This is a genomic window from Marinifilum sp. D737, assembly GCF_026672275.1.
Lineage (GTDB): Bacteria > Bacteroidota > Bacteroidia > Bacteroidales > Marinifilaceae > Marinifilum.
In genome coordinates, this window is the sequence record NZ_JANQCD010000003.1 from 207377 (window position 1) to 221734 (window position 14358).

11 protein-coding genes are annotated in these 14358 nt (G+C 31.6%); 9 read left to right on the forward strand and 2 right to left on the reverse strand.

All coding sequences use genetic code 11. The features are described from left to right. Window positions 1–260: 260 nt before the first annotated feature. The gene (locus tag NQ163_RS03990; protein WP_268188995.1) at window positions 261–872 is read left to right on the forward strand and encodes a hypothetical protein; all 612 of its coding nucleotides are present in this window, start codon (window positions 261–263) and stop codon (window positions 870–872) included. 75 nt (window positions 873–947) lie between these two features. Further along, window positions 948–3224, forward strand: coding sequence for an AAA family ATPase (locus tag NQ163_RS03995; protein WP_268188996.1), 2277 nt, complete (start codon window positions 948–950; stop codon window positions 3222–3224). Between the two features lie 434 nt (window positions 3225–3658). Here the strand turns inward: NQ163_RS03995 and NQ163_RS04000 are convergent, their stop codons facing one another. Next, window positions 3659–5740, reverse strand: a complete 2082-nt coding sequence (locus NQ163_RS04000; RefSeq protein ID WP_268188997.1) for a hypothetical protein — start codon at window positions 5738–5740, stop codon at window positions 3659–3661. Window positions 5741–6151: 411 nt separating this feature from the next. Here NQ163_RS04000 and NQ163_RS04005 point away from each other — a divergent pair, with 411 nt between their 5' ends. From NQ163_RS04005 to NQ163_RS04015, 3 genes are all read left to right on the forward strand, one after another. Further along, on the forward strand, window positions 6152–7024 hold the full coding sequence (locus tag NQ163_RS04005) for an HNH endonuclease (protein ID WP_268189027.1): 873 nt from the start codon (window positions 6152–6154) through the stop codon (window positions 7022–7024). A 662-nt stretch (window positions 7025–7686) separates the two neighbouring features. Further along, window positions 7687–8772: a 3-oxoacyl-ACP synthase III family protein gene (locus tag NQ163_RS04010; RefSeq protein ID WP_268188998.1), complete on the forward strand. Its 1086-nt coding sequence runs from the start codon at window positions 7687–7689 to the stop codon at window positions 8770–8772. Window positions 8773–8910: 138 nt separating this feature from the next. Further along, window positions 8911–9651, forward strand: a complete 741-nt coding sequence (locus tag NQ163_RS04015) for an NYN domain-containing protein (RefSeq protein ID WP_054717675.1) — start codon at window positions 8911–8913, stop codon at window positions 9649–9651. A gap of 98 nt (window positions 9652–9749) precedes the next feature. On the opposite strand, the gene NQ163_RS04020 is transcribed toward NQ163_RS04015, so the two are convergent. Continuing rightward, complete coding sequence (locus NQ163_RS04020; RefSeq protein WP_268188999.1) at window positions 9750–9944, reverse strand: cold-shock protein; 195 nt, start codon at window positions 9942–9944, stop codon at window positions 9750–9752. 777 nt (window positions 9945–10721) lie between these two features. On the opposite strand from NQ163_RS04020, the gene NQ163_RS04025 reads away from it, so the two are divergent. From NQ163_RS04025 to NQ163_RS04040, 4 genes are all read left to right on the forward strand, one after another. Next, window positions 10722–11507, forward strand: coding sequence for an SDR family NAD(P)-dependent oxidoreductase (locus NQ163_RS04025; RefSeq protein WP_268189000.1), 786 nt, complete (start codon window positions 10722–10724; stop codon window positions 11505–11507). Next, window positions 11507–12478, forward strand: coding sequence for an NAD-dependent epimerase/dehydratase family protein (locus NQ163_RS04030; protein ID WP_268189001.1), 972 nt, complete (start codon window positions 11507–11509; stop codon window positions 12476–12478). Before NQ163_RS04025 ends, NQ163_RS04030 begins: the two co-directional genes overlap by 1 nt. 359 nt (window positions 12479–12837) lie before the next feature. Further along, window positions 12838–13143 carry a hypothetical protein gene (locus NQ163_RS04035; RefSeq protein WP_268189002.1) on the forward strand — a complete coding sequence of 102 codons (306 nt, stop codon included), beginning with the start codon at window positions 12838–12840 and terminating at the stop codon, window positions 13141–13143. A 134-nt stretch (window positions 13144–13277) separates the two neighbouring features. Continuing rightward, a complete protein-coding gene (locus NQ163_RS04040) occupies window positions 13278–13985 on the forward strand; it encodes a sensor histidine kinase (protein ID WP_268189003.1) in 708 nt (235 codons plus the stop codon). Window positions 13986–14358: the final 373 nt, after the last annotated feature.

Genomic DNA, 14358 nt, shown 5'->3' on the forward strand with positions numbered 1-14358 from the left:
TTCTATAAAAAGCACCTGTAAGTCAATGGATTTGCGGGTGTTTTTTTTATGTGGTTTGGGGGAGGCATCAATCGATATTCAATATTTTCATTAGTTCAACTCTAAATCAAACAAGCATAAGGATTAATTTAGATAATAATAATTAAAAGAGTCTTAATAAGAATTACGATATGACAGAATAATAATGTTATGATTTTAATATAATTCGTAAACAATATTTTAATTTTATAAAACTCTTTTAGGCACAATATGACTCAAAAATGAAAAATATAGTTTCAATATTAATTCTTGGCTTATTCTGGATAAGTGCTTTTGCTGAAAATGATGATATCGCTAAAGAGACCCAGAATTTGATTTTGAAAACTTTTACTTACTCAGATCAAAACCCAATATACCATCCAGAGTCTGAATTCATTGTTGAGGAATTTCAAAAAATCTTAGCGAATAGAACAGAGCACGATAAAACAAGTCAATTTACTCAGGATATTGAAAACCTTTTTAAGTACTTATTTAAAAATAGTCTTTGGGAGTATGAAGATTCATCTGAAAACCGAAGAATGAAAATGCGTAGAGCATTTTGTTTTGCATCACTTGCTCTTCTTTCTGAGGATAACAAAAGCTTGACATTTATTGAATATGCAAAACTTTCAATTATCGAGCATACAGACAATCCAGACTTCTATTTACTAGAGGAGCAACTTTTAGGTATAAATATTTTAGAAATGTTAGTAAAACATGAAAAAGGATTAGTTAATAATTCTGACATTCTATCAATTGAAAATTTTCTTAAGGACAATCAAGACGAAATAGAGAAATCAATAATTAATGAAGCTAGCATACTAATGGAAAAATATAGAGGAAATTTAAAATAATACCGTGTCTAACTAAAGTTAAAATTAAAGGATGTGCCTTAACAAAAGGGCAAAAAAACGCAACCCGAGATAAAAATGGCAGAAAAGATAAAAACACTAATAAAGTGTGAGAATATAGCTCCGATTGATAGTTTAGATAGGGAGATTAAATCAGGTACCTTAAAACTAGGAATATTTGCTAATAATGGTAGCGGGAAAACATTTGTGAGCAGACTATTCAGGCTTTCTGAAAATCAAACAAATTTAGAACTTGATAAAGACTTTAACAGTCCAACAGACAAACTTATTTCATTTGGAAAAAACAGTGCGAAGTTTTCATTTTCTGTAATTGATAAACAGGGGAATATCAAAGATGATTTTGAAATTAATTTGAGGCGAGGCCAAGTACCAAACATACCTGAAACTAAATATTTGTACCATACTTTTAATCAAGATTATGTAGAGGAAAATATTCGAGCACTAGGTTATGAAAAAGATAGTGAAATAGAAGGATTTATCCTTGGTAAGACTAATATTGACTTAAAAGATGATGAAGATAGGTTAAAAAACATTGAAGAAGAAGATACTACTTTATCAGCGCAAATTAAGAGTGAAATAGAATCATATCTTAATACAAATATTAATAGTATCCAAAATATAAAACGATTGACTGAATATCGTAAATTGAACTTTGAAAATGTATTTGCGAGTATTGATAAGGATGCTGTTCCGGTTGCAAAATCTTTTGAAGAACTTCTAGATGATTATAATAAAATAAAGTCTGTTCCTGAGAACTTACCGGATATTACAAAAATCAATCGGCTAAATTTAGATTTTGAACAATTAAACAAGATTAAAGATAATTGTTTGAAGTCTTATTCATTAAGTAGTTTAGCTGACGATTTTAAAACTAAGATAAAGGAAAAGCAACCTTTTATAGAAGCTGGTATGGCATTACTTGAAAATTTAGAGGTCTGTCCATTTTGTGAACAAAGTATTGAACAAGATGCAATATCACTAATTGATAATTATACGAAGTATTTAAACGATACTGAAGCTCAGACAATAAAGATTTTCAATGCATATAAATCAAGTATAGAAGATACTATAGAATTAGTTAAGAAGATAGAAGCTTTTAATACTAAGCGGATTATTGAATTTAATAATTATAAAACTAAATATATTCCTTCAAGTGCGAAAGAAGTATTAGTAGAAATCGAGATTCAAGACATTCTAAATTACTTACAACAAGTCATTGATATAATTGAAAACAAACTTATTAATATTTCTAAAGGTGTTGATTTTGAAGAGACGCTTCTTGAAGAAATTGAAAAAAAACAATCACTGCTCAATAGTGCCATTGATTTAAATAATAAAGCAATTAGTACAATAAATGGAAAAAAGAACCGAATCAATGATGAAAATAAAAATACAAGAAAATTACTCTGTCATAGTGCATTTAATAAACTAGTTGAGACTCATAGAACGAACTGTAGAAATATTGTCAAACTAAGAAAAGGTTATAAGAAGCTTAATGAGGAGATTAAAAAGAAAAAAGAACAACAAAAAGTAAGCAAGAAGGATAAAGTGGGTGAAACTATAAAAACTGTTCTAAATTACTTTTTCTCCGATAAATATACTCTAGATAGTGAAACCTTTAGATTGAAATTTAAGACTAATATCCTAGAGAAAAACCAGGCAAGAAATGTTTTAAGTGAAGGTGAAAAGAACATTGTAGCTTTTGCATATTATATCGGTGACACTCATCTTAAAATAAATAATGAAGATGATTACCAAAATATCTTCTTTGTCATTGATGACCCAATTTCTAGTATGGATTTTACTCATGTTTATACCTTAAGCGGTGTCATTAGAGATTTAGACAAAATAGTTGATAAACTTACAAGAGTTAAATTCTTAATGTTTACTCATAATAATGACTTTATGAGAGTTCTGACATCAAATAATATTTTGGATAAAAGATTGCTTTTAAAAGAAGGAAAACTAGTTGATTTTAATAATAACCTGACAGTCCCATATATTAACCACCTTTTTGATATTTACAATATAGCCGAAAAGGATAGGGAAGCTAATCATACAACAGCAAATTCAATTAGGCATATAATAGAAACACTTACAAAGTTTGATAAGATTGACACTTCTAGAGAAAGTATAGCAGAATATATTAGAGAAAATATACCAACAGATACAAGAGCATATACTCTTATTAATGATTTGTCTCATGGTGGTTGGCGTTCCGAACAGGCTCCAATAACCGATGAAGATTACAAAGAAATATGTACAACAATAATTTCACATATTGAGAATGAATATAAAGGGCAAATAGATTATTGCAAAAAGATTTGTTATTAAAGCCCAGCCTCTAACAGCGCTCATAGCCGAACCGTTGGCATTCATTGGGTACATTCAAGGCACATAGTTGACACTTATTTGAATTTCGACTTTTGAAGAAATTCAAAACAGATATAATAAAATGGAAACGAATACGGCAACGCTAAAAACGAAAAGCCTGTAGCTAGTTATTAGTTATAGGTTTTATGTTTTTTGCCTAAAGGTATCTGGCGGACACAAATATCAAGTTGCGATTCAAATAAAGTTAACCGAATATCTGGTAAGTGTCAAATAAGCAGGACGCTACAGGTTTTATTGTTTTTGATTTAACAGCTTGCAGTGTATTAATTGATAAATGTTGCGAGTGAGAATCTAGTTTATTGGCAGAAATTCAGATATGAAACTATAAGGATTAAAAAATAAAAACAAAAGCCCTCTTGTTTGAGGACTTCTGTTTATTGCTTGCCTTTTACTGATGGACTTGTTTTATCCCAAGAGCAATCGATAATCATATTTTTGATTCTATATGGCTTAACTAAATTAAAATCCAATTTTTTCTGCAATTCATCAATTGAGTCGTACTTTGTAGGTTTATTGAAATTATCTCCTTTGTACCACAAAACTAGATATATTCCTTCCTTTTTTCCAGTGTCTTTGATATACTCAGTGAGTTGTTTGCAATTACCTTCGTCAACATGGTCGTGATGTGCATTTTTTAATTCAACACATACTCTATACGATCTGTCATTCTTGGTATATTGGAAAAAGAAATCAAGGCTACCATTGCTGGATATTGTTTCCCTTGAGATTTGAACTCCTTTCATTTCTGCTACATGTCTAATAGTATTGTAAATAATACGTTGTGCTAACACTTCCATTATAGGATGGTTGATGCCTTTTTTCTCGGTCCACATATTCTTGTGCAGACCTCCTACCTCAATAGATTTTTTTATTGTCTTTTCTAGGAGAGCATAACAAAAAGATAGAAATTGTTTGTCATTCAAAATTTCAGTATTTCTTATAAATTCACCCAGGTTATTAATTTCATCAAATTCGAATTGATTAATATTTTCAAAATATTTGTTTTTAATCCTAAAGTAAGAGTCGAAGTTCGTTATGGTATATAATCTTTGATCTATTGGGGTGTTTTGATTAAGATACATTACTAAGTAATTTGATATTAAACTTGAAGTAATATCACGTTTTTCAATAGTAAATGGAAGTTGACCAGAATCATGGAGCTTCAATAATGTTTCAACTATGAAATCTTTATGAGGGTGATAACTGCCACCTCTTGTTGCTTTCTCAAGACTTAAATCTTTTTCAACAACTTTTTCATCAATAACGTCAAAGTCTGGATGGTAAAAATCAGGAATACTTATTCCCAATAGGTGTGATGACGAAAGGTTTCCAATTGAATCTGAAAAAACAGATACCGGCATTCCATCTATTTGTATTCTAAGCTTGTCCAAAAAAGCAAATACAGGATCATCAAATAGGTTATTGATTTTTTTTATAAAAATAGAGTTGTTGTCTATTTTTATCTCTTGGTAATCATCTGTGTTGGAATCGTGAATTATGAAGTAGATTATTGTATTTATGTTATTGAGATCAATATTTTTATATTTCGGATCTGCTAAGTTTATTGAAAAATCTTTGATCTCAAAATTGTTAGGATTAAAATCTAAATCATTATAAATTGATCGTGAGTGTTCTTCATTTAAGAAAGTTTTGTAATCATCAATAAGCTCTTTCAGTTCCTCTTTTGAGATTAGTTGGAATAAATTGTTGTATGTAACTAGGTTACTCAGTAGAATAAATACAATCTTACTTTCATCTAACTCTATAGCAGGATCAACATCTTCAAATCGATCTAGTTCATCTTTAATGAAGTTAATACCTTCTGTGAAATGATTCCTAGAAATAAACACTCTCAAAGAGGATTTGATAAAATTTTCGAACACATTATAAGTGACTTCAGGGTTTTCAACAGTTGAAAGTGTTTGTTGTTCTATGAATAAAGAATATACTAGTTTGATTCTAGATGATATAGACTTAATTGCTGTTTTTTCTTCAATTCTGAATAACAATAATTGGTTGTTATCTTTAAGTGATTCATTTTCAAAATTAAGTATGTTTAGCTTATGAGAAAGACTTATGTTTTTAGTCTCAAATATTGAAATTAGTAGCTTTTGAAGTTTTTTAAAATGAACTTCATTGATAGAATAGGATATCTGAATGAATACACTTCGAACAATTGAATCAACAGCTTCGCTTAATTCTAGAACTACGTCAGATTTATTACCATTCAATTCTGTCCCATTAAATTCTATTTTGTAGTCTAATCCTTTGATATTGATAATAAACCTTTTAGATGATCTTACATTATAGAATAGTAATGTGCTGAAACAAATCTCTATAAGATCTATTAACCTATCCGTATTTTTTAATATCGTATATTTATTTTTTGCAGAAAAATAACTCGTGATTTCTTTAGTGTTACCTAGGAATTGTCTTTCCTTGCATGGGTAAATCATATTCTCAAAAGTGGTGTGTTAAAGTGATAAATAATTTAGCTAAATTAATAAAAACAACCTAATGAAGTAGCTAAATTGCTGTAGTATTAAGTTGAAATAATTATAATTGTAGTACGAGATTTATTTAACTACCCCCCGTTAGCGCGAGCTTGTAGCTCGTGCTCTGCGTATGCAGGAATAGCAACTCATCTCTCGCAAATTTCTAATTTTCATTCAATTTGCTTTTATGTTCTGCCTTAGAAAATACAATACCGCACAAAAGTGAGCATCCTAATGAAAGAATCTTATCCAAAATGTTAAATTTGCTAGTGTATGCAAAATATGGGTAAATTGAATGATAGCATAACATGTTTAAATAGGGGAGTAAGCAAATACGGCCCCGCTCCCCACAAACCAATCCTTCTCTTGGCAGTGATCGAATCTTTCCACTATGGAGAAATCATTACCAATTGGATTGAACCCACAGGAGAATTATTAGTTCATTTTCGCAATCTCTGGGACCAATTGGTTCACACGGGGCATACACCCAATTTCTCACTTCCGTTTTTCCATTTAAAGAATGAGAAAGGAAAGTTTTGGGAACTTATTACTTTTCCGGGCAAAAACTTACCGGTAACCAATAGCAATTCAATCAAAAGCTATCGGGCTTTGGTCAATTGTGTGGCAGCAGCCAAATTGTCTGAGGAGTTCTTTTTACAGCTAATGGATCCAATGCAAAGGGAAATCCTACGTCAAAATATTTTGTCTGCCTATTTCCCAAAGCACAAAAATGCAGAGCTATCCCAAGTACCAGCAGCTAGTCAAGAGATACAAAATGAAATACTTTTCGATCCGGCACACAACTATGTCCGAAAAGTAAAACGCATCATAAAAGAAAAATCAAAAGCCGAAGTAGAAGAAGAATTGGCCCTACGCAGCCACATGTTCCGAAAAGGCGTAAAACAACATTACAAACACCAATGTGCGATCACCGGGCTCAGAATCCAATTTTCATTATCGGTATCCATGGTTGATGCATGCCACATCATCCCATTTGCGGAAACCCACGACGACACCATCACCAATGGTATTGCCCTTTCACCAACCATTCATCGTGCCTTTGATAGCGGTCTCATTTCCATTTCGGACGACTACACCGTACTGGTCCACAAAAAAGTGCAGGACCACTCTCACAACATCGCCTTTCAGCAGCTCCACAACAAACAAGTTTTTCTACCCGAACAGGAAGCATTCTTCCCCTCCTTGGAAAGACTAAAACAGCACCGTAAGAAATTCAATTTCTAAGTTTGTTCATGAAATTACCCCAGCTCCCGCAAATTTGAAATTTGCGGCTTAGGCGTTTTTTTGGTATGCAAATGTCAGGACAGAATTCTGCTATTGCATCGGCGAACAATCGATTCTTGTAAGGAGGTAAGGCGTTCACTCCTCGGATCTCGACAAAAATTTCGCCAGGGCTTACCAAAGTCCTGCTGCTTGTTCCGCTAGAACTCTAATTCGGGTTCATGCATCAAGCCGGTAGCTACTCAAGCAACAGGCATTTGTCAGAGAATTCGGCCTTTGTTTAGCTGGGCTGTTCGTTTTTTTCAGGGTCTCACTCCAGCAGAGGCAACGAATTAATATCCTTTTTCGCACAATAATCGATCAGGTTTCCGTATCGTTTTATGGGGAGCAGAAATACAAGAATTGTATCGCTTTGATGAGTCCAGCTTATTTTGTGGTGTAGAAATAAATCTAAATTTTATCAAGAGAATTTAGACTAAAGGGGAGGGGGTTGTTGCTGTGTGAAAATAATTTTGATTATAGAAAAATAATTTGTGTATCTTGAGATTATCGAATCAATTCCAAAGAATCAGAATTTTGGATTGATAAAAAAAAACTCCATATTGTTGTTTATCAATTCGAATACAATATATAATTTGACATCATACAATCCATAACGTTTATTTATGAACCATACTATTTACAGTATCATAACGGGCACGGGAAGTTATATCCCATCGCGCTGTATCAAGAACAAGGACTTTCTCGATTACGAGTTTTATGAAGGAAAGGGAGATAAAGTCGATAAATCGAATCATGAAATCATTGAAAAATTTCATGAGATTACCACGATAAAGGAAAGGCGTCATGTGTCGGATGATCTTCTTACTTCTGATATCGCTTATGAAGCAGCTGTAAAGGCCCTGGAGTCGGCAAATGTTGATGGGGAGGAGTTGGATTACATCATTGTCGCTCATAATTTTGGAGATATTAAAAGTGACAGTAAGGCTTTGGATATTGTTCCTAGTTTAGCTGCAAGGGTAAAGCACAAATTGGGTATCAAGAACCCTAATACAATTGCTTACGATTTGACTTTTGGTTGTCCGGGATGGATTCAGGCAGTTATTCAAGCCGATTATTACATAAAATCGGGAGATGCACAAAGGGCTCTGGTTATTGGAGCAGATGTATTGTCCCGGGTTTCTGATCCTCACGACCGTGACAGTATGTTGTATGCTGATGGTGCCGGAGCCATTGTATTGGAAGGTAAAAGCAGTGAATGCCCGGTAGGAATTCTTGCACACAAAATGCGTTCAGACACTTTGGTTTACTCTAAAATGTTGTATATGGGCAGCTCATCCAATCCTCATGTTAAAAATGCAGGCAATCATTTCCTAAAAATGAATGGCCGAAAATTGTACCAGTATGCACTCGAGCATGTGCCGCAAGCCATTCAAAACTGCCTGGAAAAGAGCAATACTCACTTGAGTGAAATTTCCAAAGTCTTAATTCATCAGGCCAACGGAAAAATGGATGAAGCAATACTAAAAAGGCTATATCGTTTGTACAAAATAAACAATATCCCACAGGGAGTAATGCCGATGACCATTGATTGGTTGGGCAATTCATCTGTAGCAACCATCCCGACATTGTACGATCTAATTCTAAAAGGGAAATTGGGAGCTTGTGCTGTAAATGAAGGGGAGAAGCTTGTTTTTGCATCTGTAGGTGCTGGAATGAATATTAATGCTTTTGTATACAAGGTGCAATAATTTTAAAATTTATTGCTAAGCATAGCTAATGCAAACATTTACAATCTCGTTTATATTATAACAGAGCCTTTGGCAGTAGTTATCTTTAAGAATATGTTTTTATCCTAAAGCATTGTATGCTGAATTTTAAAATGAAATATGAAAGAAAATAGAGACCTAAATTTAGCGGTGTTAATTGATGCCGATAATATTCCTTATTCTGCTATCAAAGGAATGCTTGATGAGATCACTAAATTTGGTGTTCCATCAATAAAAAGGATATATGGTGACTGGACAAAACCAACTGTTTCGGGTTGGAAGCCAGCTTTGCTTGAACATGCGATAACACCAATACAACAATACAGTTACACATCTGGAAAAAATGCTACAGATTCAGCGATGATTATTGATGCTATGGATATTTTGTATTCTGGCAAAGTTGGTGGATTTTGCATCGTGTCTAGTGATAGTGATTTCACCAGGCTGGCAACTCGCTTAAGAGAGGCCGGAATGTTAGTAATTGGTATTGGAGAGAAAAAGACACCTAACCCATTTATAGTAGCTTGTGATAAATTTATTTACATAGAGATATTAAAAACCAAGACCAAAGAGAAGGAGAGCGAAGAAGATAAGGAATTAGAGAAAGAAGCATTTGATGCAATTACTGTAAAAGAGATAAAATTAATTGCTTCAACAATTACTGACTTATCTGATGATGATGGATGGGCATTTTTAGGCGATGTTGGTAGCTTGTTGCAGAAGAAACAACCAAATTTCGACCCTAGAAACTATGGATTTCAAAAGTTAACCCCATTAATAAAATCAACAGGTAAATTTATAATAGAGCAACGAGATAGTCAGAAAAGAAAGAGCAAGTTGATCTTTGTGAGGAATAAATAAAAATCCCTGGAAGTTCATTCTTCCAGGGATTAAAAAAATCTTATTGTAACACTAAAGATGCATTATGCAAATTTAGAATAATTGAATAAGTTTATAGCTTAATAAACAACTTCAACGTCAACAGCGTTTAAGCCTTTTCTTCCTTGTTCTGTATTAAATTTTACTTTATCATTTTCTCTGATATTATCAATTAATCCACTACTATGAACAAAAATATCTTCTCCTGTTTCTGTGACTGAGATAAAACCAAATCCTTTAGAATCGTTGAAAAATTTTACTGTACCTTCTTGCATCTTTACTAAATTTTAAATTGTTAAATATTTTATTTTATCCGAGAACTCCAATATATTCTATATTAAATTAGAATATAATTTTTAAAAACAGCTGATCAGCTATTTTTAAAACATTTAAAAAAATAAAGCAATGGATTAATAAAATTGTAAAGAAGAGAAAACTCAAAAAAACGAAACTACTATAAACTACCTTATAAACATTAAATAGGTGCCCCTGATGGACGACACAAATGTAGAGCTTTTAATTTTAGGAAATAGGTTTTTTGAATTAAAAGAAAGAAATGATTTTGTAATTTAATTTCAGCTGAGGTGTATATGTCAGGTATTTAGGAGGTTGTAAAAAAAAGCGATGTTATTTTTAAATGAAGAAATATTTCAGGAAGTATATTTTAGACTCTATTATCTGAAAAATGACAGATGAGTAGTCATTTCAATGATAATAGTATTGTTGATTAAGCTTCAATTTACAGTTTACTTTTGGACAAACACATCTTATTTAAATTACGATCTGTAAGTAGTAAATTAGGGTAGAAAATCTAAATGTAACTTGTGTAGGATGCATGAAAATAATTGGTCTAGAGTAAATTAGACTGAAGGGTTGCTATGGAATAATTATAAAATTGGAGTTATTTAAAGACTAAAAGAGATCTTAAAACATTTTCTATAATTAAACTAGTTCGCTTATTAAGAGATTAAGTATTATTTTTAAAATTAGAGGTTAATAAAGCTTATCTTTCTAAGGATGTATATGAATTGCTCAAATTAATAAAATAATATATGAATTTCGCAGTAATTTCAGGAGCGGCAGCAGGTCTTGGTAAATCATTTTCTTATGAATTAGCAAAGATTGGTTATGATACGATACTCATTGATTTACCCAACACTGGATTGAAAAATATATGTGTGGAAATTGAAAATAAATTCGATCGTAAATCTTTATATTATGAAACTGATTTAACTAACATTGAAAATATAGTTGAAATAACAAATGACATTAACAAACGATACAATGTCTCAATTTTAATAAACAACGCAGGTGTTGGAGGGACCAAAAGGTTTAACGATGCTGATATCAATTACCTGAATACAATTATCCAATTAAATGTAATGGCGACTACCATTATGACAAAACAGTTATTTCAAAATTTGAAAAAGCAGGAGAATTCATATGTTCTTAACGTTTCTAGTATGGCTGCATTTAGTCCGGTTGCCTTTAAAACAGTTTATCCTGCATCAAAAGTATTTGTAAATTACTTTTCTCTTGGTTTATACGAGGAATGTAAAAATTCAAATATTTTTATAAGTGTATTAAATCCCGGACCAATGAAAACTAATCCTGAGGTAACCGAAAGAATTAACAGACAAGGATTTTTGGGTAAAGTTGGATTATTATCAACAGAGAAAGTAGCCAAGATATCAATCAAGCAGCTTTTTAAAAGAAACACATTTATAATGCTTAACGGAAACAAGTTTGGTTGGTTAATGTTAAAAGCAGTGCCAATATGGTTGAGACTTTCTTTGTTTTCGAAAGCTGTGCGTAGAGAATTAAAACATAAACAGTAGTGGACAAAGTATTTGTAACTGGGATAAATGGATTGTTAGGTACAAATTTAGCTTTTATGCTTATTGAGCAAGGGTTTTACGTTACTGCCTTAATACGCAGGAAAAGTAATTTTGTAAAATCTGAACTTAGAAATTTAAAACTTGTCGAGGGAGATTTGTCTGATTTAAATAAGATTATTGATGAAGTAAAAGGTTGTCGGTATGTTGTTCATACAGCTGCAAATACTTCACAAGGATTATTAAAACTTAAGGATTATCATCAGACAAATGTGCAGGGAACTGAAAACATCATCAAAGCTTGTATACAGAACAATATAGAGAAGCTAATATACATTGGTTCGGCAAATACTTATGGTTATGGAAGCTTAGCTGATCCAGGTGACGAATGTAAGCCCATTAAAGCACCTTTTACAAAATCGCTTTATGCAATTAGCAAAAAACAGGCTCAGGATGTTATCGATAAGGAAACCGCAAGGTTGAACATTACAACCATAAGCCCAACTTTTATGCTTGGCGCCTATGATACTAAACCAAGCTCTGGGAAAATAATACTATATGCATTAAATAAACGCTTTGTATTTTACCCTTCAGGGGGAAAAAATTTTGTTCATGTCTCTGATGTGGCAAAAGCTATCATAAAGGCATTTGAGCTGAAAAAGTCAGGTGAAAAGTTCATTCTTGCCAATGAAAATTTATCTTATAAGGAGTTCTATGAAAAAATGATATTAATCAACAGTCAAAAAACAGTATTAATTCGTATTCCCGATTATTTGTTATTGACTATGGGTTTGATTGGAGATTTATTTAGAATTCTAAAATTTAAAACCAATATATCATCTGTAAATGCAAGAATATTAACAATTAACAATTATTATAACAACAAAAAAGCAAAACAGGGTTTGGGTATTAAATTTACATCGGTTGATAAAGCAATATATGATTCGTTAAATTTTTATAATAATAGACGGTAGAACTATAAAGAGTGCTTATTATGGGATCCTATTTATGTATAAAATGAGCAATTTCCAACCAAATAGCTGTATGTTTCTATTATTTACTATTTTATTTGGATATTTCAATAACCTTTAAGAAAAGAGTACGTATACATATTGATAATTCAGTTTAGAATAGGTATAACGAATTGCCTATTATTCTCCTAAGTATGATCTGATCGAATTCCAATCTTAATTGAAAAATTCTGGAAAAATTACCATTATACCAGATTTGTGATCTAAAATTGATTACAAGCACTTTAGATTTAATGGACATAATTTAAGAATGAGATTTCAGCTCACCTAAGAAAACGGATTTTCACCCTAAAATAGGTCTAATGAAAAAGAAACAATTCATACAGGATTTGATTCAGGATGCAGCCTGTCAGGCTAAAGATAAAGAATATATAATCACCGAAGTTGCTAAGGTAGAGCTTGATGAGATGATACGAAGTGGAGTTTGTTCAATGACAATAAATGATTTATCATCGGTGGGTATGAGACAAATTGTTAAAGGTAATTTACAATATTTTATACAAGCCATGACTATAGATTCAAAGCAAAGATTCATGTCAAAACATCTTGAATACAGATCTTTTGTCAATGCTAGATTTGAAATTAAATCCCTTTGGCCATTTTATTAGTTGTGAATTCGTTATATATCAGTGTAACAAAATAGGTTTGTACATTTTTAATGTGGATTTTGTCCTACTTAGGTGAACAATTCGAAGTATGATCTAATTCAATGCATTTTGTAATTAGAACTAGAGATATCGATATGAAAACTAAAAATGAACTTCTTAAAGAGAGGCTGCAATTTATTGCTGAAATAGCACATGAGATAAGGATTCCTTTAGCGGGAATAATAAGTTTTTCTGAACTTTTGCTTACCCCAAATTTGGATAGAGGAAAAATTATTATCTATTCCAATTATATAAACACTTGCTCATCTAGCCTGTTAGAATTATTGAATAATTTAATAATTAGATCTAAATTAGAATCACAAGATGGGATTGTAGTTAATGGAATCTTAGATTTAAATTTATTCCTAGATGAATCTACAAAGCATTTTAAAATGCAAAGTGAATTATCAAACACTAGTTTGAGCACAGTATATGGACTAAAAGGAGATGCTTCCATGATAATTACTGACTCACTAAAATTGAATGTAATTCTAAACAATCTAATAGGAAATGCAATTAAATTTACGAAAAAAGGGAAAATCAAAATCGGTTACCTTAAGCGACAGAATTATTTGGAGTTTTATGTTGAGGACTCTGGTATTGGAATTCCTAATGAGGTTAAAAAGAATATATTTAAGCCCTTTTATCAAGTAAAGAACAAAGTTAATAGTTCAGGATTAGGGCTTTCAGTTACAAAATCTTTAGTAGAATTGTTGGGCGGAGATATTTGGTTTAACTCAAAACAAAATATTGGCACAAAATTTTCATTCACTATACCATATAAGCAAATTATTATGGAATAATACACTTATTTGTTGGATTAGAGTTTTAAAGATTATTTTTAATATCTCATCAAGCAATTATAATCCTTAGGCAATTCCACATCATTAACTTGGATGTATTTGAATTTTACTTTCATTATCTCTCTTAAAAATTGTTTTGCTTCATGAGTTTAATAGTCAAATTATAACCTCCTTGTGTTTTTAATCTAATTTGCTAATTTTCAAAGGGAAATATGTTAGGGTAATTCTCTTGTGTGTAATTCTTGCAAAGTCAATGAATAGTGTTGTTTGTGCAGGGGTAGTGTGGTTCTGGTGGGGTGCTAAAGAATCGAAACTGATAGTGTTATCAGTATTTTCATATTGCCCTGTTTAGGGTCAAAATTATCCACAAGAA